General features: G+C 72.4%; 20 protein-coding genes and 1 riboswitch. Of the genes, 11 read left to right on the plus strand and 9 right to left on the minus strand.

The window, feature by feature from the left end:
• Window positions 1–23: 23 nt before the first annotated feature.
• Entirely contained in the window at window positions 24–698 is a 675-nt protein-coding gene (locus FFT09_RS12515; RefSeq protein WP_244231344.1) for a TetR/AcrR family transcriptional regulator, read from the plus strand.
• Window positions 699–810: 112 nt separating this feature from the next.
• Here the strand turns inward: FFT09_RS12515 and FFT09_RS12520 are convergent, their stop codons facing one another.
• From FFT09_RS12520 to FFT09_RS12535, 4 genes are read right to left on the minus strand one after another with little or no spacing between them, the layout of a single operon-like run.
• A complete protein-coding gene (locus FFT09_RS12520; protein ID WP_081191590.1) occupies window positions 811–2,658 on the minus strand; it encodes a serine/threonine-protein kinase in 1,848 nt (615 codons plus the stop codon).
• A complete protein-coding gene (locus FFT09_RS12525) occupies window positions 2,655–4,601 on the minus strand; it encodes a serine/threonine-protein kinase (protein WP_138382809.1) in 1,947 nt (648 codons plus the stop codon). The genes FFT09_RS12520 and FFT09_RS12525 overlap by 4 nt, the downstream gene beginning before the upstream one ends.
• A gap of 13 nt (window positions 4,602–4,614) precedes the next feature.
• Window positions 4,615–5,640 carry a tryptophan--tRNA ligase gene (locus FFT09_RS12530; RefSeq protein ID WP_081191589.1) on the minus strand — a complete coding sequence of 342 codons (1,026 nt, stop codon included), beginning with the start codon at window positions 5,638–5,640 and terminating at the stop codon, window positions 4,615–4,617.
• Window positions 5,641–5,663: 23 nt separating this feature from the next.
• On the minus strand, window positions 5,664–6,416 hold the full coding sequence (locus FFT09_RS12535; RefSeq protein ID WP_138382810.1) for an SDR family NAD(P)-dependent oxidoreductase: 753 nt from the start codon (window positions 6,414–6,416) through the stop codon (window positions 5,664–5,666).
• Between the two features lie 74 nt (window positions 6,417–6,490).
• Between FFT09_RS12535 and FFT09_RS12540 the strand changes: the two genes are divergently transcribed.
• On the plus strand, window positions 6,491–7,921 hold the full coding sequence (locus tag FFT09_RS12540) for an aminotransferase class V-fold PLP-dependent enzyme (RefSeq protein WP_081192327.1): 1,431 nt from the start codon (window positions 6,491–6,493) through the stop codon (window positions 7,919–7,921).
• A gap of 43 nt (window positions 7,922–7,964) precedes the next feature.
• On the opposite strand, the gene FFT09_RS12545 is transcribed toward FFT09_RS12540, so the two are convergent.
• Together FFT09_RS12545 and FFT09_RS12550 are read right to left on the minus strand one after the other, a co-directional pair.
• Complete coding sequence (locus tag FFT09_RS12545; RefSeq protein WP_081192325.1) at window positions 7,965–9,563, minus strand: beta-N-acetylhexosaminidase; 1,599 nt, start codon at window positions 9,561–9,563, stop codon at window positions 7,965–7,967.
• A 95-nt stretch (window positions 9,564–9,658) separates the two neighbouring features.
• A complete protein-coding gene (locus FFT09_RS12550; protein ID WP_138382811.1) occupies window positions 9,659–11,590 on the minus strand; it encodes a propionyl-CoA synthetase in 1,932 nt (643 codons plus the stop codon).
• Window positions 11,591–11,878: 288 nt separating this feature from the next.
• Here FFT09_RS12550 and FFT09_RS12555 point away from each other — a divergent pair, with 288 nt between their 5' ends.
• Window positions 11,879–13,609: a serine/threonine-protein kinase gene (locus FFT09_RS12555; protein WP_081191586.1), complete on the plus strand. Its 1,731-nt coding sequence runs from the start codon at window positions 11,879–11,881 to the stop codon at window positions 13,607–13,609.
• Window positions 13,610–13,616: 7 nt separating this feature from the next.
• On the opposite strand, the gene FFT09_RS12560 is transcribed toward FFT09_RS12555, so the two are convergent.
• On the minus strand, window positions 13,617–15,185 hold the full coding sequence (locus tag FFT09_RS12560) for a dolichyl-phosphate-mannose--protein mannosyltransferase (protein ID WP_138382812.1): 1,569 nt from the start codon (window positions 15,183–15,185) through the stop codon (window positions 13,617–13,619).
• Window positions 15,186–15,218: 33 nt separating this feature from the next.
• Here FFT09_RS12560 and rsmI point away from each other — a divergent pair, with 33 nt between their 5' ends.
• Window positions 15,219–16,043: a 16S rRNA (cytidine(1402)-2'-O)-methyltransferase gene (gene rsmI / locus FFT09_RS12565; RefSeq protein WP_138382813.1), complete on the plus strand. Its 825-nt coding sequence runs from the start codon at window positions 15,219–15,221 to the stop codon at window positions 16,041–16,043.
• A 104-nt stretch (window positions 16,044–16,147) separates the two neighbouring features.
• Here rsmI and FFT09_RS12570 read toward each other — a convergent pair whose 3' ends face one another.
• On the minus strand, window positions 16,148–17,461 hold the full coding sequence (locus tag FFT09_RS12570; protein WP_425273056.1) for an aminodeoxychorismate synthase component I: 1,314 nt from the start codon (window positions 17,459–17,461) through the stop codon (window positions 16,148–16,150).
• Window positions 17,462–17,495: 34 nt separating this feature from the next.
• Between FFT09_RS12570 and FFT09_RS12575 the strand changes: the two genes are divergently transcribed.
• The gene (locus FFT09_RS12575; protein WP_138382815.1) at window positions 17,496–18,482 is read left to right on the plus strand and encodes a DUF4185 domain-containing protein; all 987 of its coding nucleotides are present in this window, start codon (window positions 17,496–17,498) and stop codon (window positions 18,480–18,482) included.
• Window positions 18,483–18,487: 5 nt separating this feature from the next.
• Here FFT09_RS12575 and FFT09_RS12580 read toward each other — a convergent pair whose 3' ends face one another.
• Complete coding sequence (locus tag FFT09_RS12580; RefSeq protein WP_138382816.1) at window positions 18,488–19,078, minus strand: glycoside hydrolase family 25 domain-containing protein; 591 nt, start codon at window positions 19,076–19,078, stop codon at window positions 18,488–18,490.
• A gap of 116 nt (window positions 19,079–19,194) precedes the next feature.
• Between FFT09_RS12580 and metG the strand changes: the two genes are divergently transcribed.
• The 6 genes from metG (at window position 19,195) to FFT09_RS12610 (ending at window position 26,744) form a co-directional block, all read left to right on the plus strand.
• On the plus strand, window positions 19,195–20,994 hold the full coding sequence (metG, locus tag FFT09_RS12585) for a methionine--tRNA ligase (RefSeq protein ID WP_138382817.1): 1,800 nt from the start codon (window positions 19,195–19,197) through the stop codon (window positions 20,992–20,994).
• Window positions 20,991–21,851 carry a TatD family hydrolase gene (locus tag FFT09_RS12590; RefSeq protein ID WP_138382818.1) on the plus strand — a complete coding sequence of 287 codons (861 nt, stop codon included), beginning with the start codon at window positions 20,991–20,993 and terminating at the stop codon, window positions 21,849–21,851. The genes metG and FFT09_RS12590 overlap by 4 nt, the downstream gene beginning before the upstream one ends.
• 204 nt (window positions 21,852–22,055) lie before the next feature.
• Window positions 22,056–23,504, plus strand: coding sequence for a resuscitation-promoting factor (locus FFT09_RS12595; RefSeq protein WP_244231345.1), 1,449 nt, complete (start codon window positions 22,056–22,058; stop codon window positions 23,502–23,504).
• A gap of 34 nt (window positions 23,505–23,538) precedes the next feature.
• A complete protein-coding gene (rsmA, locus tag FFT09_RS12600) occupies window positions 23,539–24,396 on the plus strand; it encodes a 16S rRNA (adenine(1518)-N(6)/adenine(1519)-N(6))-dimethyltransferase RsmA (RefSeq protein ID WP_024875033.1) in 858 nt (285 codons plus the stop codon).
• A 53-nt stretch (window positions 24,397–24,449) separates the two neighbouring features.
• Window positions 24,450–24,556: riboswitch (SAM riboswitch) on the plus strand.
• A 181-nt stretch (window positions 24,557–24,737) separates the two neighbouring features.
• Window positions 24,738–25,742 carry a methionine ABC transporter ATP-binding protein gene (locus tag FFT09_RS12605; RefSeq protein ID WP_138382819.1) on the plus strand — a complete coding sequence of 335 codons (1,005 nt, stop codon included), beginning with the start codon at window positions 24,738–24,740 and terminating at the stop codon, window positions 25,740–25,742.
• 72 nt (window positions 25,743–25,814) lie between these two features.
• Entirely contained in the window at window positions 25,815–26,744 is a 930-nt protein-coding gene (locus FFT09_RS12610; RefSeq protein ID WP_024875031.1) for a 4-(cytidine 5'-diphospho)-2-C-methyl-D-erythritol kinase, read from the plus strand.
• Window positions 26,745–26,751: the final 7 nt, after the last annotated feature.

Genomic DNA, 26,751 nt, shown 5'->3' on the forward strand with positions numbered 1-26,751 from the left:
ATAGTGATGAGACGATGGCAAGCGTGAGGGACAACGAGGGCGGTAGCACCCCGAAACAGCGACTGGTGGACGCGGCGATCCGGCTGCTCGCCGCGGGTGGCCCCGAAGCCGTGCAGGCGCGCAGGGTCGCGGCCGAAGTCGGCGCCTCCAGCATGGCCGTCTACACGCACTTCGGCGGAATGCCCGACCTCGTCGACGCCGTGGTGCGCGAGGGCTTCGAGCGCCTCGACCGGCGCCTGGCCGCCGTCAGCCGGAGCGACGACGCCCTGTGTGATGCCGTCACGCTCGGGCTCGCCTACCGCGCCGAGGCGCTGGAGAACTCGCAGCTCTACCGGCTGATGTTCGGCATCACCGCCGTGAGCGCCAGCCGCAGGGGCCAGCGCACCGACCTGCTGGGCACGGGCAGCCCCACCGAGCTCGAGGAGGGCAGGCGCGCGTTCGGGCACCTCGTCGCGGCCGTCGAACGCCTCGCCGCCTCAGGGCGGGGAACCGTCCCCGAGCCGTCGGCCGCCGCGGCGCAGCTCTGGAGCGCCGTCCACGGCTATGTGCTGCTGGAGATCGCGGGGTTCTTCGGCGATGAGGGCCACGGTGTCGAGCAGGTGCTCCTGCCGCTGGCCGTCAACCTCGCGGCGGGCCTCGGCGATGACCGCGCGGCCGCCGAGGAGTCGGCGCGCCGCGCGCTGCGCCGTGCCGGCTGACGGCGTGGGGTGCCGCGAAGGCCACCTTGACTGCACGAGACGCAGCGAAGGCCACCTTGACTGCGTCAGACGCAGCGAGGGTGGCCTTCGCGGCGCCCCCCACAACCCGCGCTCACGCACGCGGCAGGGCCGTCACGACCTCCGCTGCGAGGCGCTGGGCTCGTTCGCACGGGTCGCCGTCCGACTGGAGGTAGAACACGGACACCTCCTCGCTGAGATCGTCGTTGATCCGCCGGTGCTGCCAGGTGATGGCGCAGTACTCGCCGTCGCTGGTGGCGTGGGCCTCCACGCCGTCGAGAGTGACGGGCTCGGCGTTCTCCTCCGGCGGCAGGCCGGGAACTCCCGGCTGCACGCGCACGCGAACCGTGCGTTCGCCGTCCCACTCGCAGCCGTGCAGGCCCGTGCCGCTCGCCGTGGCCGGGCCGAGCAGTTCCCGCACGGTTCCGTCCGGCAGCAGCCCGCACATCTCGACCGCCAGCGCGCTGTCGGCGGGCAGCTCGCGCAGGACCCGGTCGGTGCGCAGCCGGGGGAGCGCCTCGGCCAGTACCGCCTCGGGGCCCTCGCACGTCCGTGCGGAGCTGTCGCTGACGGTCACCACCAGCTCGGGTTCGTCGGTGAGCTGAGCCGATGCCTCGCAGCCGCCGGTGAGGTTCGTGAGCAGCACGGGGCGCCCCGCCACCGCGCCACCCTCGCGCGCGCCGGGGTAGAGGTCCTCGCCCAGTCCGAGCCGGACCGTGCCGTCGGTGGTGTCGTAGCGGCATCGGTGCAGCGAGAACGGGGCGTCCTCCGGCGTGAGCGTGCCCAGCCCCGGCACGCTCACGCCCGCCAGGACCGCGCACGGATCGACCCGGCGCAGCCACTCGGCCGCGAGCGCCTCTCCCTGACCGACCGCGGGTTCCGGCGCGGCGTCGTCCGGTGGCGGTGACTCCCCGCCTCCGGTGGTGAGCACGACGACCAGGACGGCGGCCAGCGCGGCGGCGAACGCGGCCAGCGGGACGCCGACCCGGCCCGCCGCGCCGGACCTGCCGTGCCGCCGCCGCACCGGCGCGGCCGGGCTGGGCGCGGGCGGCGGTGGCGGCGCAGCCACGACGGTGCGCAGCAGTTGCTCCTGCCGTGCGATGTGGGCGGCGACCGACGGTGGCCACGGGGCCATCCCCGGCGGCACGCTGCCGAGCAGCTCCACGAGCTGCCGCGACGTGGGGCGCGAGGCGGGGTCCTTCGCCAGACACGGCTCTACGAACGCGCGGACCTCGGCGGGCAGCGGCGACAGGTCCGGCTCACCGTGCGCCACGTTGAAAAGGGTCTGCGGGGTGGACGGCGCCGCGAACGGACGCTGCCCCGTCGCCGCTGTCACCAGCAGGGACCCGAGGGAGAACACGTCGCTGGCCGGGGTGAGCTCGGTGCCGAGTGCCTGCTCGGGTGACATGAAGGCGGGGGAGCCGATGAGCGCGCCCGTGGCCGTCAGCCCGGACTCGTCCAGTGCGCGTGCGATGCCGAAGTCGATGACCCTCGGCCCGTCGTGGGTGAGCAGCACGTTGCCGGGCTTGAGGTCCCGATGGACCAGCCCGGCCCTGTGGATGTCGGCCAGCGCGACCGCCAGGGTCAGCGCCAGGTGGCGGACCCCGCCCACGTCCAGCGGGCCGTTCGCCTCCAGGACGTCGGCCAGCGTCGGGCCGGGCACGTAGGCCGAGGCCAGCCACGGCGTGTCGGACTCGGTGTCCGCGTCGAGTACCGGTGCGGTGTAGGCGCCGGAGACGAGTCGGGAGGCCGCCACCTCGCGCCGGAACCGGTCCCGGAACACGGGATCACCCGCGAGCGAGGCGAACACGTGCTTGACGGCGGCGAACCGGCCGTCCGGCGCCACCGCGAGCAACACCCTGCCCATACCGCCCTCGCCGAGCGCGGCCAGCGTGCGGTAGCGGCCCACTCGGCGCGGGTCGTCGGGGCGCAGCGGCTTCACGGTGCCGGGAGTTTCGGCAGGACGGTCTCGGCCGCCGCGACGACGTCGGCACAGACGTCGTCGACCGGACGGCCGCTGGCGGTCGCGAGGTAGCGCAGGCGAATGACCTCCGCCTGAGTGGAGGGCCCGTCGTCGGGCTCGCGGTGCGCCCAGCTCACGGCACACGACGGGCTACCCGCCTGCGGTTCCGGTTGCGTGTAGACCGTGCGGCCCGCGAGTTCGCGCTCCTGCCAGCGGTCCTCGAGCGCGGCCGGGTCGACGTCGCGCGACAGCTCCACCACCAACGTCCCGGTGAGTTCCCACTCGCACCGGTACAACCGCTCGGGCCGGGAAGTGCCGGACACGCCGAACAGGCGCGAGACGTCGGAGGGGCCGAGCAGCGCACACGGGTCCACAGTGGCCAGCGAGCCGGTGCTGTTCTCCCGCTCGGGCCCGCCGTCACGCAACACCGCGAGGGCATCCGACAGCACGGCGTGGGCGCTCGCGCAGGGGGCGGCCGTGACGTCACCGACGCCGGGGCCGACGGTGACGCTGACTCCCAGATCGGCGTGGCCGGGCAGGACCGCGACGGTCTCGCACCGTCCCTCGCCGCCCTGGTCCACGACGAGGGACAACCCGTCGATCTCCGTGTGGTCGACGGGGTCCGCGTCCTCGTCCGGTGTGGGGTTCACCGGCACCCGGTCCCCCAGCGCCAGGTCGAACCAGCGCCCGTCGGCGTGTTCGTAGGTACAGCGTTCGAGATGCACGGCAGGCTGGGGCGTCAGCTCGGACGGCAGCACCGCGCAGGGGTCCACGGCCCTGAGCCGGTCGAGACCCAGCGGGCCGTCGTCGGCCGGTGCCGGCGACGTTGTGGGCGAGCCGGACTCACCGGGCGGCGGTTGGGCCGGAAGCGCGTCGGGAACACCACCGCCCGGCGCCGCGTGGCCCGCGCGGGTGTCGGGTTCGACCAGGAACGGGAGTGTCGCCGCGAACGCGGTCACTACCACCGCGGCGAGGATTCCCGTGCGCACTGCTCGCCGCCGGGTCGCCGCGGACCGGTCCGCCGTGGGCGGGGGCGCGAGAAGGGCGCGCGCGGCGTCCGCCTCCCGCTCGCGGATCAGCTCGTGGACCGACGGTGGCCAGGGCTCGGCGCCGGGCCGGACGTCCCCGGTGAGCCGGTCCAGCAGGTCACCGGGCGTGGGCCGTCGCCGCGGGTCCTTGTCCAGGCACGCGGCCACGACGTCGCGCAGGGGCGGTGGCACCCCGTCGAGGTCCGGGTCGGCGTGCGCCACGTTGTACAGCGACTGGGCCGCCGACGAGCCAGCGAAGGGCCCGCGCCCGGTGGCCGCGAACACGAGCACCGTGCCCAGCGAGAAGACGTCGGTGGCCGGTGTCAGTTCGCGACCGTGCGCCTGCTCGGGCGACATGAATTCCGGCGACCCGATGACCGCGCCCGTGCCCGTCAGCTCGGTGTCGTCCTCGGCGGCTCTGGCGATGCCGAAGTCGATGACCCGGGGACCGTCGTGTGCCAGCAGCAGGTTGGCGGGCTTGAGGTCCCGGTGGACGAGCCCGGCTCGGTGGATGTCGGCCAGCGCCGTGGCGAGGCCCACGGCGAGCAGGCGCAGTGACTCCGCCGGGAACGGCCCGGTCGAGGTCACCGCGAGCCCCAGCGACGGCCCCGGGACGTAGCGGGTGGCCAGCCACGGTGTCGGCGCGTCCGGGTCGGCGTCGAGCACCGGGGCCGTGTAGGCACCCGAGACCAGCCGGCAGGCCGCGATCTCCCGGCGGAACCGCTCGCGGAACACGGCGTCGCGCGCGAGGAAGTCGTGGACCAGCTTCACCGCGGCGGGCCTGCCGTCGGGCCCGGTCGCCAGCAGCACCCGGCCCATCCCACCGTCGCCCAGCACGCCGAGCGCGCGGTACGGGCCGAGTACGCGGGGATCGCCTGCCGCGAGTGGCCTCACGACGGGCGTCGGCTCAGGCGACACCGACGGCTTTGCGCACCGCCGTGAGCACCCTGCCCGCCCGCTCGCGGGCACGCTCCGCGCCCCGGGCGAGCACGTCGTCCAGCTCGCTTCCCGGCTCCAGATACGCGTTGTACCGCTCGCGCATCGGCGTCAGCTCGGCGTTCAACACCTCGAACAGGACGTTCTTCAGCTCGCCCCAGCCCATGCCGCCCGCTTCGAGGCGCTTTCGGGTGTCGGCGACGACGTCGGCCGCCGAGGCCGGCGCGAACTGGTCGAGCAGCTGGAACACCGCCGAGCTGTCCGGGTCCTTCGGCGCCTCCACCGGGGTGCTGTCGGTGGGGATGCGCCGGACCAGCTTCTTGAGCTTGTTCTCCGGCAGGAACAGCGGAATCGTGTTGTCGTAGGACTTGCTCATCTTGCGGCCGTCGAGGCCGGGCAGCACGTCACCCGTCCCGCTGTCCGGGATGATCGCCTCGGGAACCTTGAAGGCGTAGGAGTCGCCGTAGAGGTGGTTGAAGCTGCCCGCGATGTCGGCGGCGTACTCGACGTGCTGCACCTGGTCTTTACCGACGGGCACCACGTCGGTCTCCATAATGAGGATGTCGACCGCCATGAGGATGGGGTAGTTGAACAGTCCCATGTTCACACCCGCGTCCGGGTCCTCACCGGCCTCGACGTTGCGGTCGCGGGAAGCCTTGTAGGCGTGGGCCCGGTTCATGAGGCCCTTGCCCGTGACGCACGACAGCACCCAGTTCAGCTCGAAGATCTCGGGCACGTCCGACTGCACGTAGAACGTGGTGCGGTCGGGGTCGAGCCCCGCGGCGAGCCACGACGCGGCCACCGAGCGCGAGTAGTGCCTGAGCAGCTTGGGGTCGCGAATGCTCGTCAGCGCGTGGTAGTCGGCGATGAAGTACAGCGAGTCGTACTGTTCGGCCAACCGCAGCGCCGGACGGATCGCGCCCACGAGGTTGCCCAGGTGGACCTCTCCGGACGGTTTGATGCCGGTCAAGGAGACCTTGCCTGCGGGTTCTGACATGCGCCCATCCTAGCGAGCGGTGACTAGGCCAGTTCGAGCCCGCCGTCCACGGTGAGCACCTGGCCGGTGAGCCAGGTGGCCTCCGGGTCGGCCAGGCGAACGACCCACGTGGCGACGTCCTCGGGAGTGCCACGCCTGCCGAGCGGAATGCGTTCCCGCTCCTGCCGCTTGACGTCCTCGACGGTCGCGGCGGACAGCCCGGAGGCGGCGAGTGCCTCACTCTCCGCGGGCCCCGGCGCGACGCCGTTCACGCGGATGCCGTCGGCGGCCACTTCCAGTGCCCACGTGCGGGTGAGCTGGTCGAGCGCGGCCTTCGACGCGCCGTAGTGACCCGCTCCGGGAGCGGGCCGGTGGCCGAGGACGCTCGACACGGTGACGATCGACCCGCGCGCACGGCGGAGCGCGGGCAGGGCCGCCGTGGTGAGCAGGCTGGGCGCGAGCACGTTGGTGGCGAACAGGTCGGTCACCCGCTCGGGGTCGGTGTCAGCCAGCGGCATGGCGGCGAAGATCCCGGCGTTGTGGACGACGACGTCGAGGCGGTCCCAGCGGTCGAGCGCGGCGTCGACGATCTCGGTCGCCGAACCGGGCTCCCGCAGGTCGGCCGCGTGGGTGGCGATGGCGGGGTGCCGGTTCGCGGTGTCGGCCAGTGCGTGGGGGCGCCTGCCGACACCGAGTACCCGCGCACCGGCACGGGCGAACGCGACGGCGGTGGCCCGGCCGATGCCGGAGCCCGCACCGGTCACGACGACGACGTGGTTCTCGAAGATGACGGTCATGACGCGGACCGTAGGGACTGACACCGGTGTCAAGGTCAACTCCAGAATCTAGAGTCGGTCAAATGCGCGAGCACATGACACCGGAGCAGTTCCGCACCTACGGCAGGCAGGTCGTCGACCGGATCGCGGACTACCTGGCCACCGTCGAGCGACACCCGGTGCGCTCCACCGTCGCACCGGGCGAGGTGCGGGCCGCGCTGCCCGCGCATCCGCCCGAGCGCGGGGAGTCCTTCGACGCCGTGCTCGCCGACCTCGACCGCGTGATCCTGCCCGGGATCACCCACTGGCAGCATCCGAGCTTCTTCGGCTACTTCCCCGCCAACGCCAGCGGCCCCGCCATTCTCGGTGACCTGCTCTCGTCGGGTCTCGGGGTGCAGGGGATGCTGTGGGCCACCAGCCCGGCCTGCACCGAGCTGGAGACGCTCGTCGTCGACTGGCTCGCCGACCTGCTCGATCTGCCGCCTCGCTTCCGTACCGATGCCGACGGTGCCGGTGGCGGCGTCATCCAGGACTCGGCCTCCAGCGCCGCCGTCGTCGCGGTGCTGGCGGCGCGGCAGCGTGCGGGCGAGGGCCGCCACCGGCTGTACGTGTCGTCGCAGACCCACTCGTCGCTGGAGAAGGCAGCGCGGATCACCGGCGTGGGAGTGGACAACGTGCGCGTGGTGGACGTCGACCCGGAGACCCTGGCGATGGACCCCGCGCGGCTCGACGAGTCGATCGCCGAGGACGTCGCGGCCGGGTTCGTGCCCACGATGGTGTGCGCGACGGTCGGCACCACGTCCACGACGGCGGTCGACCCGGTGCGCCGGATCGGGGAGATCTGCCGTCGGCACGGTGTGTGGCTGCACGTCGACGCCGCCTACGCCGGGGTGGCCGCCGTGTGCCCCGAGCTGCGGTGGCTCAACGACGGGGTGGCCGAACACGCCGACTCCTACGTCACCAACCCGCACAAGTGGCTGCTCACCAACTTCGACTGCTCCGTGCTGTGGCTCGCCGACCGCGCCCCGATGGTCGACGCGCTGTCGATCCTGCCCGAGTACCTGCGTAACACCGCCACCAGCTCGGGCGAGGTCGTCGACTACCGCGACTGGCAGATCCCGCTGGGCCGCCGGTTCCGCGCGCTCAAACTGTGGTCGGTGATCCGCTGGTACGGCGCCGAGGGGCTGCGCGCCCACGTGCGGCGGGGAGTGGAGCTGGCCGGGCACGTCGCGGGCAGGGTGGCGGACGACACGAGGTTCGCGTTGTGGCCGTGGCACCCGTTCGGGCTGGTCTGCTTCCGCCCGCTGTGGCCGGGGATGTCCACAACGGACTCCAACGCCGCCACGATGACGCTGCTGGAGCGGCTCAACGACTCGGGCGCGCTGTTCGCCAGCCACACCAAGGTCGAAGGGCACGTACTGCTGCGGCTGGCGATCGGATCGCCGGCCACGCGACACGAGCACGTCGAGTCGGCATGGCGGCGGATCGTGGCCGAGTACGACTCGATGCGGGCCGAGCCGAGGTGAGGGCGCCGCACCCGCTGGCACGGCACCCTCGCCGCCCGGCGACTCACTCCGCCCAGGGAACCTGCGGCGACCGGTAGAAACCGGCGTCGCGTGCCTCCCAGCGCGGGCCCTGTTCCGCGAGCCGTTCGCGGAACGACGGCCAGTCGTGGCTACTGCGCGGAGACCAGCCCAGTTCGGCGACGGCGGTCAGCCGCGGCAGCGCCATGTACTCGATGTGATCCAGTGAGCGCAGCGTCTCCGACCACAGCGGTGCCTCGACACCCAGCACGGCATCCTCGCCGACTCCGGTGACGTGGGCGCCCGGATCCCAGTCGTAGGCGTCGCGAACCTCGATGTAGCCGGCCCACGAGAGCCCCAACGGGGTGTCCTCGTCGTACTTCATGTCGAGGTACGTGCGGTTGGCGGGCGACATGATCACCTGGTGGCCGCGTTCGACCGCGTCGGCGATTTCCGCGTGCTCGGTCGCGGTGCCCCAGTACTGGGCCACCGTGTCCGTCGTGGGCTCGGCTCGCACGATCTCGTTCCAGCCGAAGGGCCGCTTGCCGTACTTCTCCACCAGCGGCACGGCGCGCCGCATGAACGTGCGGTACTCCTCTTCCGAGGTCACGTGGGCCTCGTCTCCACCGATGTGCAGGTACGGGCCCGGCGTGAGTTCGGCGATCTCCTGGATGACGTCCTCGACGAACTCGTAGGTGATCTCCTTGTCGATGCACAGCGAGCTGTAGCCGACCGCCATGTCGGTGCGGGGTGGCGGTGCGACGCCGTCGCAGTTCAGTTCCGCGTAGGTCGAGAGCGCGGAGTTGGTGTGCCCCGGCATGTCGATCTCCGGGACGATCGTGATGTAGCGGTCGGCGGCGTAGGACACGAGGTCGCGGTAGTCCTCCTTGGTGAGGAAGCCGCCGCCCACTCCGTCGACGCCGGTGCCGGGGCCGCCGCCCACGGTGGTCAGCTCCGGCCAGCTCTCGATCTCGATGCGCCAGCCCTGGTCGTCCGTCAGGTGCAGGTGCAAGTGATTGATCTTGTAGCGCGCCAGCTCGTCGATGTAGGACTTGATCTCGTCGGGCGTGTGGAAGTGCCGGGCGATGTCGAGCATGGCGCCGCGGTAGTCGTAGCGCGGGTGATCGGTGATACTGCCGCCGGGTACCGTCCACGCCGCGTGCTGCCTGCTGTCGGAGTCGATCGCGGCCGGCAGCAGTTGCCGCAGCGTCTGGCTGCCCGCGAACAGCCCGGCGGGGGTGTTGGCGCGGACCGTGACACCACGCGGGCTCACCGCGAGCCGGTAGCCTTCCCGGCCCAGGTCGTCGCCCACGTCGTCGAGCAGCAGCGAGATGCCGTTCGCCGGGCCGTGGGCCGGCACCACCGGCATCGGGTAGCCGGTGGCGGGCCGCAGTGTGTCGGCGAGCTGGCGGCCGACCGCCCGCGCCGCCGCCGACCCCGGTTCCGTGCGGACCAGCGTCGACGGCTTCAGGCGGTAGTCCGCGCCTGGGTCTGCCTCGACCTCGGCAGGCGCGGGGATGACGGCGGTGAGCGGTGAGTCGGCCGTGCCGGGTTCCGCTGCCGCCGGGAGTGCCGTCGACACCGACAGTGCCGCCGTGAAGGCCACGGCGGCGGCCAGGGTCACTCTGGGCTTGGATCTACGCACGAGCACCTCCGGTCGTGGGGACGTGAGGACGTCTACAGGTTCAGACCAATCATTGGTCCAGACAACCGCCGTTCGAGGGAGTGGTTCCGCGCGGCCTACGGCGCCGTACGCAGCACCGAGCGCAGCGTGGTCAACACCTCCGGGTCCTCGATCGTGGACGGCACGGGCTCGTCCCGGCCGTCGGCGATGGCCCGCATGGTCTTGCGCAGCACCTTGCCCGACCTGGTCTTCGGCAGTGCCTCCACCACGGCCACGTCGCGGAAGGCGGCCACGGGGCCGATCTGCGCGCGCACCGCGGCCACGAGTTCGTCGCGCAACCGGTCCTCCGCGATCTCCGCACCGGCCTTGAGCACCACGAATCCGCGCGGGAGCTGGCCCTTCAGCTCGTCCCGCACGCCGATCACCGCGCACTCCGCGACAGCGGGGTGCTCAGCCAGCACCGCCTCCATCGCGCCCGTCGACAGTCGATGGCCCGCCACGTTGATGACGTCGTCCGTACGTCCCATGACGAACAGGTAGCCGTCGGAATCCACGTAGCCCGAGTCGCCGGTGAGGTAATGGCCCTCGTAGCGCGACAGGTAGGACTCCACGAACCGGTCGTCGTCGCCCCACAGCGTCGGCAGCGCGCCGGGCGGCAACGGCAGCCGCACGGTGATCGCACCCTCCTGACCTGCGGGTTGTTCCGCACCGGACCGGTCCAGCACGCGCACGTCCCAGCCCGGCATCGGCACCGTCGCCGAGCCCGGCTTCACCGGCAGCGGGGCGAGTCCCCTCGGGTTCGCGGCGATGGGCCAGCCCGTCTCGGTCTGCCACCAGTGGTCGATCACCGGCACGCCCACCCGCTCGCTCGCCCAGTGGTGGGTCTGCGGGTCCAGACGTTCGCCCGCGAGGAACAGAGTTCGCAGCCGGCTCAGGTCGTGGTGCGCGAGCTCGGCCCCCTCGGGATCGACGCGCTTGATCGCCCGGATGGCCGTGGGAGCGGTGAACAGCGCGTTGACGCCGTATTCGGCGGCCACCCGCCAGAACGCACCGGCATCGGGCGTTCCGACCGGTTTGCCCTCGAACAGCACGGTCGTCGCTCCCACCAGCAACGGGGCGTAGACGATGTAGGAGTGGCCGACCACCCAGCCCACGTCGGACGCCGTCCACCACACGTCGCCGGGGCCGATGCCGTAGACGTTCGCCATCGACCAGGCCAGCGCCACCGCATGCCCGCCCGTGTCGCGAACCACGCCCTTGGGCCGGCCGGTGGTGCCCGACGTGTAGAGGATGTAGAGCGGATCGGTCGCCGCCACCGTCACTGGTCCGGCGGGCTCGGCCGTCGACACCAGCTCCGCCCAGTCCCGTTCGCCACCGCGCAACTCGGCGCGGGCCGTCTCCCGTTGCAGGACGACCACGTGGTCCGGCTGGTGGCTCGTGGTCGACAGCGCCTCCCGCACGATGGGGACGTACTCCACCACGCGGGAGGGCTCCACGCCGCACGACGCCGTGACGACCACGGTGGGCCGCGCGTCCTCCACCCTGGCCGCGAGTTCCTTCGGTGCGAAGCCGCCGAACACCACCGAGTGCACCGCGCCGAGACGGGCGCAGGCGAGCATCGCCACCACCGCCTCGGGCACCATCGGCAGGTAGATGATCACCCGGTCACCGCGGCCCACCCCGAGCGAGCGCAGCGCACCCGCGAACGTCGCCACCGCGTCGCGGAGTTCGCGGTAGGTGTGCCGACTCCGCGAACCGGTGACCGGCGAGTCCCAGATCAGCGCGTCGGTGTCGCCCCGCCCGGCGGCGACGTGCCGGTCGAGCGCGTTGTGCGCCGTGTTCAGCTCCCCGTCGGGGAACCAGCGGTAGAGCGGGGCGTCGGAGTCGTCGAGGGCGGCCCTGGGCCGCCGGTCCCACTCGACGGCGCGGGCGGCCTCCAGCCAGAAGCCGTCCGGATCGTCCAGACTGCGCCGGTACTGTGCCGTGTACCGCGCCCTGAGCTGCTCGGCCTCTCGTCTCGCGAACTCGCCAGACCCCGTGCCGGTCATCGCGCCTCCTCCACGTCGAGAACGTGGTGACGACCGTAGGACCGTGCTCGGTCCCGCACCAGGGCAGCGACCGCGCGAACGGTACCGGGGAGTGCGGAGACGGGCACGCGGCGCGGTCACCGGCGAGGTCAGGCGGATCACCGCCCGATCGGGTGGACGTGCGCCGCCGGTACCGTTCGCACCCCGCAGTGTGCGCGGCGGGACGGCTGCCCGCCGTAAGCTCGGCGGCGGACACAGGCCATACTTGGCGTTCGAACGATGCCGGGCGACGCGGCGAAGGAGCGAGGGGTGGAATCGATCGCGAGCTCGTTGCTCTCGCTGGCCTATCGGTTGTTCCAGCCGGGTTTTTGCCCCGGCGACTGGGCCTGGGCGACGAGCATGGCGGGCGCACTGGTCGCGTTGTTCCCGGTCGGGACGACCGCGTGTGTCGCGCTCATGCGCAAGTTCACGGGCAACCGCTACCACGGTGGGGCGCTGGCCGGCCTGGCCGGACTGGGCGTCATCGGCATTCTGCTGATCCCGTGGCTGCTCGTCAGCGGCATCTCCGGTGTGTTCCGCTCCGTGTTCCAGGGTGGCTCCGGTGGGCTCGCCCCGGTGGAGGTCAACGCCCTGCAGGAGGAGTACTGCAGCTGGGTCGGCCCGCAGGACCAGTACCTCGGCGGCGGCCAGAACGTCTACGAGACGCTGTTCTACCCCTCCGGCGACGTGCTCGCCTACGGCTACTACCTCGGTGGCCTCGTCGGACTGCCGGTGCTCATCCTGCTCGCCGTGATGCTGCTCGGGCGGATCGCGCTGCGTCGCGGCCCCAAGTGGCCCGGCAGGCTGCTGTGGGTCCCGTTCGTCGTCTTCGTGCTGGTGTCGGCCGGAGTCGAGGCCAACACCGCCGTACACCTCTGGCTGGGCTTCCTGCCGACCGTGGTGCTCGGCGTGATCCCCGTGGCGCTCGTCGGGCCGCCGAGCTGGTCGACGATCGAGAACGCCGACCGCAGGCCCGACCGCACACCCGAGCGGCAGGAACAGCCGCAGCAACCGGTCCACGTGCATCCCCGCGAACCGCAGGCACCCCCTCCACCGCCCGCGAAGCAGTACGCGCCCACCTCGGTGGCGCCGACACCGGAGGACGCGCAGGGTGAGCTGGCCGCGGTGCCGGGCCCCGTGCCCGTGCCCGGTGGCTCCCCCTCGGGAGGCAGCAGCCGGTTCCGCCGGGTCCGGCGACTCGGGCACGGCGGGTTCGGCACCGTCTGGGAGGCCGTGGACACCCAGCTCGGCCGCGCGGTGGCGCTCAAGATCGCCCACGCACCCGATCGTGACACCCATGAGCGCATGCAGCGCGAGGCCAGGGCGCTCGCCGTCCTGAGCCACCCGAACTGCGTGCGTGTGTACGACCTGGTTGAGGAGCCCGACGGGCTCGCGCTGGTGATGGAGTACCTGCAGGGCCAGCCGCTCGCCGAGGTGGTGGACAACGGCGGCGCCCTCGACGACGTGGCGGCCGGACGACTGTGGGCCACCATGGCCAGCGCGCTGGCCGCCGCGCACAGCAAGAGCGTCCTGCACCGCGACGTGAAGCCGTCGAACGTGATCGTGGACCCGGAGGGCGTGGCGCACCTCATCGACTTCGGCATCGCCCGCAACAAGGGCGACTCGAAGCTCACGGCCACCGGCATGATGGTCGGCACACCCGACTACGTGGCCCCGGAGACCGCGGCCGGTGCGCCCGCGAGCCCCGCGTCGGACGCCTGGCAGCTCGCGGCCACCGTCAGCTACGCGCTGTCCGGATACCCGCCTCGCGGCACCCGGGAGACGCCGATGGCGGCGCTGATGGCCGCCGCTCGGGGTGAGCCCGCCACGCAACTGCCCCGGCGCAGCGTGCATGCCCAGTTGCTGGCCGCTTCGCTGGACCCGCAGCCGCGCAACCGGCCCACGCTCAACACGGTGTTCCGCGAGGTGGAGGGCTGGTTGTCCAGGGCGGGAACCTCACCCGACGGCCCGGTCACCAAGCTGGTTCCCCGCCAGCAGTGAACCCCGCTCACCGCCATGACGGCAGCCACAGCTCGGCCTGCCACCGGTCGTAGGTGATGGCGTCGCCGTTGAGGATCGGCCACAGCCACACGAAGTTGGCGACCACCAGGCCGACGTAGAGCGCGAGGACCAGCAGGCCGGTCCCGCGCCGTTCGGCGCCGACGCGGGAACTGCCCAGGATCTGACCGAGCGCCAGCACCAGGCCCAGCACGAGGAACGGGGCCAGCGGCGTGGCGTAGAAGAAGTACATCTGCCGGTCCAGGTTCGCGAACCAGGGCAGCAGTCCAGCCAGGTAGCCGACCAGCACGGCGCCGTAGCGCCAGTCGCCCCGGAACACCGCCCGCCAGAGTCCCCAGGCCAGCACGGGTAGCGCCAGCCACCACATCGCGGGCGTGCCGATGAGCATGGTCGCGCTGACACACTCCGACTCGCCGCAGCCGGTGACGCCGTCGCCGGACTCGTAGTAATACAGCATCGGACGCAGCCCCATGGGCCACGTCCACGGTTTCGACTCCCACGGATGCGGGTCGCCGTCCGGGGTGGCCAGGTTGCTGTGGAAGTCCAGTACGTTCGTGGTGTAGAGGGCAAGGGACCGCAGGGCGTCCGGTACGAACCCGAAGCCGCCGCCCACGTTCTCGATCTCCACGTAGTTCCGGTCGGTGGCGGTCTCGCTGGCGAACCAGGCCCACCAGCTGCCCAGGTACACGAGCACGGACACGACCCCGATCGCCCACGCGACCGGCAGCAGGTCCTGTCGCAGCGCACCCACCCACGGCCTGCGCACCCCGGCGGTCCTGCGTGCGGCGATGTCGAAGGCCAGGCACAGCAGGCCGAACGCGATCACCCAGTACGCACCGGACCACTTGACGGCCGTGGCCAGCCCCAGCAGCACCCCCGTACCGAAGCGCCACCAGCGAAAGCCGAGCTTCGGCCCGTAGGGCGAGGAGTCGATCCAGCCCTCGCGCACGGCCTGGGCCAGCCGCGCCCGCACCTGGTCGCGGTCCGCCAGCAGGCAGGCGAACGCGGCGAGCACGAACAGCGCGATGAAGATGTCGAGCATCCCCATTCGCGACTGCAGGTGCAGGACGCCGTCGGCGATGACGAGCACCCCCGCGACACCGCCGAGCAGGGTGGAGCGGGTCAGTCTCCTGGCCACTCGCACGGTGACCAGCACGATGAGCGCGCCGGCGACGGCGGCGCTGAACCGCCAACCCCACCCGTCGTAGCCGAACAGCCACTCGCCCACCGCGATGAGCTGCTTCGCCAGCGGCGGGTGTACCACCAGTTCGTAGCCGTAGTTGTCCTCGTAACCGCCGTTGCGCAGCATCTGCCACGCCTGCGGGACGTAGTGCTTCTCGTCGAAGACCGGGGTGCCGTTGTCGGTGGGCACGCCGAGGTTCTGCAGCCGCACGAGGGCGCCGATCGCGGTGAGCACGACCGTGACGATCAGGGCGCGGACCCGGTCACCGGGCATCGGCCTGCCGAGCAGTGCGGCCTCGCGGTCATTCGGGGGCTGGAGGGGTTGTGGCGCCCGGCCCACGCCGCCCGCCGACGAACGGGTGAGGAGTGCGGTCACGGGCTCCGATCCTACGGGCTAGCCTCTGGCGGTGTGACGCTCGTACTGGCTGGGACCCCGCTCGGCGACTCCCGCGACGCCTCCCCGCGCCTCGCCTCGGTGTTGACCGACGCCGACGTGGTGGCCGCCGAGGACACCCGGCGCCTGCGCGCCTTGGCGACGGCGCTGGGAGTGCGGCCCGGTGGGCGGGTGGTGAGCTTCTACGAGGACGTCGAGACGGCGCGCCTGCCCATGCTGCTGGAGTCGCTGCGGGCCGGACAGACGGTGGTGCTGGTGACCGACGCCGGGATGCCGAGCGTGTCCGACCCCGGCTACCGGCTCGTCGCGGCGTGCGCCGAGGAGGGGCTGCCCGTCACGTGCGTGCCGGGGCCGTCGGCGGTGACGACCGCGCTCGCCGTGTCGGGGTTGCCGCCGGACCGGTTCTGTTTCGACGGCTTCGCCCCGCGCAAGGCGGGCGAGCGGGCACGCTGGCTGCGTGAGCTCTCCGAGCAGCCGCGCACCGTGGTGTTCTTCGAGTCACCGCACCGGCTCGCCGCGACACTCGCGGACGCCGCCGACGTACTGGGCGCGGATCGGAAGGCCGCGGTGTGCCGGGAGCTCACGAAGACCTACGAAGAGGTGCGCCGTGGCGGGCTCGCGGAGCTCGCTACCTGGGCGGCCGACGGGGTACGCGGCGAGATCACCGTGGTGCTGGACGGCGCCGGTACCCGGCCGGTGGACATGGCGGCGCTGGTGGCCGAGGTGCGGTCCCGCGTCGAGGCAGGCGAGCGGTTGAAGTCGGCGTCGGCCGAGGTGGCACAGGCCGCCGGGGTGTCGCGCAAACGGCTCTACGACGCAGCGCTGCGCCAGGGAAGCTGAGTCCCTGTCCACCGTGTCCGCAGCCTGGGTAGCCGAGTTTGCACCGCACGATGCGGACACGGCTACGAGAAGTGCGGACACGGCTACTCAACTTGAGGACACGGCTACGGGGGCTGCGGACACGGCGGCGTGGCCAGGAGGTGTTGCCAGGGGGCGGCCTTGTGCTCGCACTCCTCCCACTCCGTGTCGGGATCGGAGTCCGCGGTGATGCCGCCGCCCACGCCCAGGCTGACGGTGCCCCCGCTGACTTCGGCGGTGCGGATGGCGACGTTCAGTTCGAGGCCCGCCACCGGTGAGGCCAGGCCGAGCGCGCCGGTGTAGACACCGCGAGGCGCGGACTCCAGCTCGGCGACGAGGTCGAGGGCACGAAGCTTCGGGGCGCCGGTCACCGACCCGGGCGGGAACGCCGCGTGCAGGAGGTCGGCGTCGTCCCGGCCGTCGGCCAGCGTGCCCGCGACGGTGGAGTGGAGGTGCCACACGCCGGGAGCCGGGCGCACGGCCAGCAACTCGGGCACGTGGACGCTGCCGACCTCGCACACGCGGCCCAGGTCGTTGCGCACCAGATCAGTGATCATGACGTTCTCGGCGACGTCCTTGACCGAGCGGCGCAGTTCGCCGGCGAGCGCGTCGTCGTGCGGGCCCCGGCGCGGCCGGGTGCCCTTGATGGGGCACGACCACACGCGGCGGCCGTGCCGCGCGACGAACAGCTCCGGCGACAGCGACACCACTGCGCCCCAGCCGCCCGCGAGGTAGGCGGCGCGGGCGGGGCCCAGGCGGCGCACCCCCTCGGTGAACAGGGCGGCGGGCTCGCCGTGGAAGGCACCCGACAGGCGGGTGCAGATGTTGGCCTGGAACAGCTCGCCCGTGCCGATGGCGTGGACGCACTTGACGACGGCGCCGTGGTGTTCGCCGCGAGGCGCGGACGCGAGTGCGGTGGGCCGCCAGGTGAAAGCCGGGTCGTGGAGTGGCGCGGCGGTGGCCAGCGTGTCGTCGAGTTCGGCAGCCAGCGCCACGGGGTCGGCCTCGCCGTCGCCGACGAGGGCCTCGAACCACCAGCACCCGTCGGTGTCGAGGCGCAGCACGTGATCCGCCCAGCCCCAGGCGGCGCGCGGCAGTGCGCCGTGCCGGCCCGAGGGGTCGGTCAGGTCGTAGGACAGGTAGCCGAACCAGCCGCCGCCGACCACGCCCGCCTCGGTGTCGGCGACCTGCGGTTGCCGCGTGACGGTGGTCAGCGCCGCCGCGGGATCGGTCACCGGCCGCACCAGGACGGTCGGCGCGAGCACCGCGCGCGAGCCGAACCAGTCGCCGGACAGGGCCGCGGGCGGTGCGAGCCCGGCCGCCCGCGCGCGCCGGTGCAGCCGCGCGACGGCCTCGCCCGGTTCCGGGGTGGCCCGCAGCGCCGTCCTCACCACTCGCACGCCGAGCATTGTCGTCGCGACTACCGTCGACGGCGTGGTGGGTGTGAGAGACACGACCCGGATCGGTCCCGTCACGGGTGCCGGGTCGCCGAGCCGGACCGACGAGCGGTTCGGCATCCACGCCACGGATCTCGGCATTCTCTGGGACTCCGGCGACGGCCGGGTGTACGCGGCGTTCGGCGACACCTACGGCCGGGGCTGGGGCGGGAGCGGCCCCGGTCCCGGCGATGCCGACTGGCGCCGCAACGTGCTGGCGTACTCGGCCACGCGCGATCTCTCCGGGGGACTGCTGTTCGACGGCGTGGTGGCCCGGCAGGACGGCGCCGCCAGGCAGGTCCTCCCGTCGGGGCGGGGCCGCGAGGTGACGGTGATTCCCAACAGCGGGATCGCGGTGGACGGGACGCACTACCTGCACTACATGTCGGTGCGCCGGTGGGGCCGCCCTGGGGTGTGGCGGACGAACTACGCCGGGCTCGCCGTCTCCGGCGACCAGGGCCGCACGTGGGCGAAGCCGCGCCGGGCGCGCTGGTCGAACCGCGGCGGCGACGACCGGTTCCAGCTCGGCGCGTTCGCGGCCTCGGAGGGGCACGTGTATCTGCTGGGCACGACCAACGGCCGGTACGGCGACGCCTATCTCGCGCGCGCCGTGCCCGCCGCGCTGCCCGCGAGGAGCGCGTTCGAGTACTGGACCGGCGCGGGCTGGGCCGGGCGGCAGCGCGAGGCCGTGCCCGTGGTGGACGGCCCGGTGGGGGAGATGTCGCTCGGTTTCCACACCACGTTCGGCCGGTGGCTGTTGCTGCACCTCGACGAGCGCCGCCGCGGCCTCGTCCTGCGTTCGGCCGAACGGCTCACCGGGCCGTGGACGCGCGGCGAGGTCTTGGTCTCCGGCGACGAGTACCCGGCGGTGTACGGGGGATACCTGCACCCGTGGTCGCTGGCCGGTACCGACCTGTACTTCCTGGTCTCCCAGTGGGGCCCGTACAACGTCTACCTCACGCGCACGCGGCTCGTGCCGGAGTGAGCCCCTCAGATCAGCACGTCCGCGAGTGTGAACGGGTAGACCAGCGCGTGCCGGCCGATGCCGTCGGCGCAGCTGTGCTCGTGCAGGCCGAGCCGCGGATGGAACCAGCCCGGCCTGCCGGGGATGCCGTTGTGCCACGGCGACCACAACACGACGTCGTCGTCGGCCCACTTGTCCGGGTGGAGCCGCTGCCAGTGCTCCGGCTCGCCGTACACCAGCACCCGGCGGATGACGGCCTCCTGCCGCACCGTTCTGATCCAGGTGCGGACGAACCGGTCGTCGACCCCTTCCGCGCGGGCGTCGAGAGTCGGCGCGAGGGTGCCCGGCGTGAACGCGCCGAGCGGTTTGCCCACCCGCACCAGGTGCCGGGCCTGGTCCTGCGCGCCGCCCGGCCTGCCGACGTGGCGGATGCCCGCGTGTACGCCCGCGCGCAGTGCCGTGCCGAGCTGTTCCGCCGCGTGCCGGTCCACCCAGTTGCTGTTCTCCGTGACGCTGATCGACGCGAACGCCACCGCGCGGCGGGCGTCGAAGGCCGCCCAGTCGGCCACGGCGGCATGCGGGGCGAGGCTGATGCCTCCCACGCCGCGCCCGGTCATGTCGCGAGGCTAACCCGGGGGCCGCGTTCCCGCCGGGCACCACGCCGGGCCACGCACCCTCACTCGGGTATCCCTAGCGCACGAAACCCCTGGCCCGATCCGTAGGCTGAACGGCCATGAGCACCCCTGTGTTGACCGCGGTGGCCTGGCCCTACGCCAACGGCCCCCGCCACATCGGCCACGTGTCCGGTTTCGGCGTCCCGTCCGACGTCTTCTCCCGCTACCAGCGGATGGCTGGCAACCAGGTGCTCATGGTGTCGGGCACCGACGAGCACGGCACGCCGATCCAGGTGCAGGCCGAGAAGGAGGGCCTGACCCCGCAGCAGGCCGCCGACAAGTACACCCGCCAGATCACCGAGGACCTGCGCGGCCTCGGCCTGTCCTACGACCTGTTCACCAGGACCAGTACGGGCAACCACGCCGAGGTCACCCAGCAGATCTTCCTCGCGCTGCACCGCAACGGCTACGTCATCCCGAAGACCACGACGGGAGCCATCAGCCCCTCGACCGGTCGCACGCTGCCCGACCGCTACATCGAGGGCACGTGCCCGATCTGCGGCTACGACGGCGCCAGGGGCGACCAGTGCGACAACTGCGGCAACCAGCTCGACGCCGCCGAGCTGCGCAACCCGCGTTCGCGCATCAACGGCGAGAAGCCCGAGTTCGTCGAGACCGAGCACCTGTTCCTCGACCTGCCCGCGTTCACGGAGTCGCTGGGATCCTGGCTGTCGACCAAGACCGACTGGCGGCCCAACGTCCTGAACTTCACGAAGAACCTGGTCGACGACATGCGGCCCCGGCCCATCACCCGCGACCTCGACTGGGGGGTGCGCATCCCGCTGGACGGCTGGCGTGAGCAGCCGCTGAAGCGCTTCTACGTGTGGTTCGACGCCGTGATCGGCTACTTCTCCGCGAGTGTCGAGTGGGCGCGCCGTTCGGGTGACGCCGACGCCTGGCGCCAGTGGTGGAACAACCCCGACGCGCGTTCCCACTACTTCATGGGCAAGGACAACATCACCTTTCACGCCCAGCTGTGGCCCACGTTCCTGCTCGGCCACAACGGCGAGGGCGACCGCGGCGGCGAGGTCGGCCCGTACGGGCGGCTGAACCTGCCCGACGAGATCGTGTCCAGCGAGTTCCTCACCATGAGCGGCTCCAAGTTCTCCACCTCGCGTGGCACGGTCATCTACGTCCACGACTTCCTGCGCGAGTTCGGCCCCGACACGCTGCGCTACTTCATCAGCGTCGCCGGTCCCGAGACCCAGGACACCGACTTCACGTGGGACGAGTTCGTGCGGCGCACGAACTTCGAACTGGCCAACGAGTGGGGCAATCTCGTCAACCGGTCGATCTCGATGGCCCACAAGAACAACGGCGGCGTGCCAACGCCGCACACGCCGACGCAGGTCGACGAGGATCTCAAGGCGCAGGCCAGGGCGGCGTTCGACACGGTGGGCGGGCATCTCGGCCGGTCGCGGTTCCGGCAGGCCGCCCAGGAGGCCATGCGGGTCGTCTCGGCGGCCAACAAGTACCTGTCCGACCAGCAGCCGTGGAAGCTGAAGGACGACCCGGACCGCAGGGACACGGTGCTGCACACGGCCCTGCAGGTGGTGTCCGACGCCAACACCCTGCTGACCCCGTTCCTGCCGCACGCGGCGCAGAAGGTCCACGAGGCGCTCGGTGGCACGGGGCTGTGGGCGGCCCAGCCGGAGCTGCGGGAGGTCGCCGACCTCGACGTGCCCGACCGGGTGAATCCGATCCTCACCGGTGACTACGCCGCCGAGCAGGCGCGCTGGAAGTCCGTCCCGGTCGAGGCGGGGCGGCCACTGGCCAAGCCGAAGCCGCTGTTCCCGAAGCTGGACGCCGAGCTGGCCGAGACCGGCCCGGAGTGGGCGCCGATCCGGAGCGAGTCGTGAGCCGGTCGTCGCAGCCGCCTCCGGTCCCGGCGCCGCTCCCGGTGCCGACGGTGGACTCCCACACGCATCTGGACGCCTGTGGGGCCACCACGCCCGAGACTGTGCGGGCGGCGCTCGACCGCGCCGAGTCGGCCGGAGTCGGCGCCGTCGTCACCGTGGCGGACGATCTGGCCTCCGCACGCTGGGTGGTCGAGGCGGCGACGTGGGACGCTCGGCTGCACGCCGCCGTGGCCCTGCATCCCACGCGCACCAAGGATTTCGGCGAAGATCAGCGGTCCGAACTGGAGCGACTCGCTTCGGACCACGGTGTCGTGGCGGTGGGTGAGACCGGATTGGACTACTACTGGGACTACTCGCCGCCCGCCGCGCAGCGGGAGGCGTTTCGCTGGCACATCGACCTCGCGAAGCGGCTCGGCAAGCCGCTGATGATTCACGACCGCGAGGCCCACGACGACGTGCTCGCGATCCTGGAGTCCGAGGGGGCGCCCGACACCGTGGTGTTCCACTGTTTCTCCGGTGACGCCGAGGTGGCGCGGCGCTGTGTCGACGCGGGTTACGTGCTCTCGTTCGCGGGTCCGGTCACCTTCCGCAACGCCGGAGCGCTGCGGGAGGCGGCACGGCTGGTGCCCGATGACGCTCTGCTGGTGGAGACCGATGCGCCGTTTCTCACCCCGCATCCGTTCCGTGGCAGGCCGAACGAGCCGTACTGCGCCGCCTACACGGTCGAGGGACTCGCCGAGCTGCGTGAACAGCCCGTGTCGGTGGTGGCGGACGCGGCGCGGCGCAACGCCGAACGGGTGTTCGGCCTGCGTGTCGCCCCGGCGGGTGAGCGGGCGAGCTCTCCGGCAGGCTCGTGACGAAGATCACGACATGCTGGGGGGTGTTTGCGCAACCCCCCGGCACTCGTTATGGTCCCGTGACCGTGCTGGGTGTTGGTCCAACGATGACCGCCGCCCGCATGGCCCACAGTCACGTCGGTGTACGTCGGGGAGCGCCCTGCGGGGGCGCGAGGGCGGCGCTGACTGGGGGAGTCGGTGTACTGACGTGAAGGGATCGACCCTGTGACTGACAGAGACGGGCATCCGGGCGCCTCGACAGCCCTGCTCGACTGGCCGAGCGAGGCCGACAACCTCGATTTCTCGCCCGAGCCGGAAGTCACACCTCAGGATGTGCTCGCGGCACTCGGCCCCGACGCCGATGAACTGATGCGGCAGGCGAACGTCGACGTCGAGGAGCTGATCCGGCTCATCAACGCCGAGACCACGATGCTCCCGCCGATCGTGCTGCCCACCGACGCCGCACCGGCCGCGGCGGCGCACTCGGTGTTATCCGAGCCCCAGGCGGCCGCAGCCGGCGAGGACGGCGAGGACGGCTTCGTCAGCGCCATCAAGACCTGGAAGAAGCGGTTCCTGCGGGGCACCGTCCTCGCGGTCATGATCACGCTGACCGGTGGCGGTGCCGCCGCCCTGGCGATGAACAAGAGCGTGACCGTCGACGTCGACGGCGAGCTGCAGACCGTGCGCAGCTACGGCGACACCGTGGGCGAGGTGCTGGAGGACGCCGGCATCGCGGTCGGCACCCACGACGCCCTCTCCCCGTCGCCGCAGGCCCAGGTCGGCGACGGCGGTGTCATCAAGCTGGAGCGTGGCCGCCAGTTCACGCTCGTGGTCGACGGTGAGTCCCGGGACTCCTGGGTGCGCGCGACCACGGTGCGCGAGGCGCTGAGCCAGCTCGGACTGAACCACCTCAGCACCGGTGGTACCTGGTTCTCGGCCCCGCTGTCCGGCGAGGTGCCGCTCGACGGCATGCGGCTCGAGGTCAAGACCGAGAAGACGATCACGCTTTTCGACGGCGGCGAGGACCCCCGGGAGGTCACGACCAACGCCGTGACCGCGGAGGAACTGCTCGCGGAGTTGAAGATCGGGCTCGGCAAGCAGGACAAGGTCGAGGAGGGTGCGGACTTCACCCTCACCGACGGCGCCGAGGTCCACGTCAACCGCACGGGCGAGTCGGTGGTCAAGAAGACCGAGACCATCGAGCCCGAGGTCGAGACCATCTACGACGACGAGCTCCCCAAGGGCGACGAGGTCGTCGAGGACGAGGGCAAGCCGGGCGAGAAGATCGTCACCTACCGGGTGACGAAGGAGAACGGCGAGGTCGTCGACCGCGAGGAACTGTCGAGCGAGGTCGTCACCGAGGCGGAGGACCGGGTCGTGCGCGTCGGCACCAAGGAGCCCGACGTCCCCGCGATCGGCGACGGCGCGGTGTGGGACTCGCTGGCCCAGTGCGAGTCGACCGGGAACTGGTCCATCAACACCGGCAACGGCTACTACGGCGGGCTGCAGTTCAACAAGCAGACCTGGGACGCCTACGGCGGCAGCCAGTACGCGGCCTACCCGCACGAGGCCAGCCGCGAGCAGCAGATCGCCATCGCCACGAAGCTGCGCGACGCCCGTGGCGGCTACGGGGCATGGCCGCACTGCTCGTCCCAGCTCGGCCTGCCTCAGTAACGGGGCGTCGGTCGCCGGTCTCTAGGCTGGTCCGGTGACCGACACATCGGGCCTGCTGGGCGCCGCCGAGATCCGCCGGTTGGCCTCGGCGCTGGGGTTGCGGCCGACGAAGAAGCTCGGCCAGAACTTCGTGCACGACGCCAACACCGTGCGGCGCATCGTGGAGCGCTCCGGGGTCGGGCCGGACGAACCGGTGCTGGAGGTCGGCCCCGGCCTCGGGTCGCTCACGCTCGGCCTGCTCGACGCGGGCGCGCGGGTCGCGGCGGTGGAGATCGACCCCGTGCTGGCGGCCCGGCTTCCGAGGACGGTCGCCGAGCACCTGCCCGCCGCGGCGTCGCGGCTCACCGTCCTCGAACGGGACGCGCTGCGGCTGCGGGCCGACGAGCTGCCCGCACCGCCGACGTCGCTGGTGGCCAACCTGCCGTACAACGTGGCCGTGCCCGTGGTGCTGCACCTGCTGGCCGAGTTGCCGTCGCTGCGGCGCGCGCTCGTGATGGTCCAGACCGAGGTGGCCGAGCGCATGGCGGCCGAACCCGGTGGCCGGGTCTACGGCGTGCCGAGCGTGAAGATCGCGTGGTACGGCACGGCGCGCAAGGTCGCCGCCGTGCCGCGTTCGGTGTTCTGGCCGGTGCCCAACGTCGACTCCGCGCTGGTGGCCTTCGAACGGACCGCACCACCCGCGGACGCCGACCGCGACGCCGTCTTCGCTCTCGTCGACGCCGCGTTCGCGCAACGGCGCAAGACGCTGCGGGCTGCCCTGGCCTCGTGGGCGGGTTCGGCCGACCGGGCCGCCACGCTGCTGTCCCTGGCCGGAGTGGACCCCTCGGCGCGGGGTGAGCGGCTGTCGGTCGAGGCGTTCGCCGCCGTCGCCCGCACTGCGACGAGAGTGTGATCTCGCACCGACGGGCTTGCGGCGGGACTGCGATGTCCGCTGTACTGTGAGGGCATCCATCCCGAGCGACCGAGAGACCTGGCTCGTCGACGTCGCAGCAACCGCTCACTCGTGACGGACACCGAGTGGGGGCAGGTGCTAACGCCAGGCCCGATGGAGGACCTCGTGTACCGCTCCCGACTGCTGACGAAACGCCGAGTCGTCGATCAGGGCCGCCGCACGGTCAGTGCGTGTTGTCGCCACAGCATGTCTTTGTCTGCCTGACAACTGCGCCCCTTTCTCGTCGTTCCTTCCGCCGTCCCTCTGCCGGACGAGCGCCTTCGAGCTGCCCTGGAGCTGTGGTGATCACTGTCGAGAACGTCAGCAAGTCGTTCCCCTCGTCCGACACGCCGGTGACGGCGTTGCGCGACGTCAACCTCTCCGTCAGCGCCGGTTCGCTGCACGGCCTGATCGGGCCGGGCGGGGCCGGCAAGTCCACGTTGGCCCGCTGCGTGGCGCTGCGGGAACGGCCCGACCGGGGCGTGGTGCGCTACGACGGGATGGACACCAGCAGGCTGGCGGGCAGGCGGCTGTGGGGAGCGCAGCGTCAGGTAGGGGTCGTGGACCCGGATCTGCTGTCGGAGCGCACGGTCGCGGGCAACGTCGCCGCGCCGCTGGAACGTATGGGACTGGACCCCGCCCAGCGGCGGCAGCGGGTCGGCACCCTGCTCGACGTGATCGGGCTCGGCCGTTCGGGATCGCGGCTGCCCGCCGAACTGTCGGCGGGCCAGCAGCGGCGGGTGGCTGTCGCGCGAGCGCTGGCCACGGCGCCGTCCGTCCTGCTCGCCGACGAGCCGACCGAGGGCGTGGCGAGTGAGGAGTCGGCGGCGGTGCTGTCCGTCCTCGACCGGGCCAGGGCCGAGCTGGGCGCGACCGTGGTGCTCACCACCCGCGACGCCGACGTCGCGCGCCGCGTGTGCGACGAGGTGGCCCTGCTCGACCGCGGGCGGGTCGTCGAGTCCGGCACGCTGCTGACCCTGCTGGGCAAGCCGGGCAGCCCCCTCGCCGAGGCGCTGCTGCCCAGGGTCGCGACCGCGCGTGCGCAGCTGTCGGGCTACGACCGCGCTGTGGACGTGGTGCTGGTGGGTTTCGCCGCCGTGGGTGCCCTGCTGCCCGAGGCGTCGGCGCGGTTCGACGTCGACTTCGACACGATCGGCGGAGGGCTGACCCGGCTGGGTGACACCCCGGTGGCCCGATTCCGGCTGGGCGTCGAGGGGCAGCGGGCCGACGCCGCCCTCGCGTGGATGGCCGAGCGGGGCGCGCACGTGAGCACCCCGCTGTTCGGCCTGCGCGACGCCGCCGCCTGAACCCGGCGCGACCGGCGGCACCGCGCGGCCACGTCGTCCGGGTGGCGCGCCCGGCCCAGTAGGCTGGTGGCCGTGCTTGCCGTCGTACCGCCGCCCGTGACCGTGCGAGTGCCGTCCAAGATCAACTTGCTGTTGTCGGTCGGGGACCTGCGCGACGACGGCTATCACGACCTGACGACGGTGTTCCACGCGCTGTCCCTCACCGACGAGGTGACGGTGACGGCCACCACCGGGGAGCCCGGCGTCGAGGTGACGGGCGAGGGCGAACGGCTGGTGCCCACCGGCGACGACAACCTCGCCCTGCGGGCCGTGCGCGCGCTGGCCGAACACGTGGGCAGGCCGGAGGACGCCGACCGGGTGCGGGTGGTGATCCGCAAGGGCATTCCCGTGGCGGGGGGCATGGCCGGCGGCAGCGCCGACGCCGCCGCGACGCTGGTGGCGTGCTCGGCGCTGTGGCACCTCGATCTGCATCGCGACGAGCTCGCCGAGATCGCCGCCACCCTCGGCAGCGACGTCCCGTTCGCGCTCTACGGCGGCACGGCCCTCGGCACCGGCCGGGGCGAGCGACTGGTGCCGGTGCTCTCGCGGCACACCTACCACTGGGTGCTGGCCTTCGACCAGCGCGGCCTGTCCACGCCGAAGGTGTTCGGGGAACTGGACCGGCTGCGCGCCACCGGCGACCCACCGAGGGTGGGGGCGCCCGAGGCGCTGCTGGAGGCGCTGGCCTCCGGCGACCCCCGGCGGCTCGCCCTGCTGCTGGGCAACGACCTCCAGGCGGCGGCGGTGTCGTTGCGGCCCGGCCTGCGCCGTACGCTGCGCGCGGGGGTCACGGCGGGCGCGCTCGCGGGCGTCGTGTCCGGTTCGGGGCCGACGTGCGCGTTTCTGTGCTCCGACGGTGAGTCGGCGTTGCGGGTGGCCGCCGAGCTGGCTGGCGCGGGCGTGTGCCGCACCGTGCGGGTCGCCCACGGCCCCGTGCCCGGAGCGCGGGTGCGCGACGAGTGAAGCACCA

The organism is Saccharomonospora piscinae, from assembly GCF_005862235.1.
GTDB classification, from domain to species: domain Bacteria; phylum Actinomycetota; class Actinomycetes; order Mycobacteriales; family Pseudonocardiaceae; genus Saccharomonospora; species Saccharomonospora piscinae.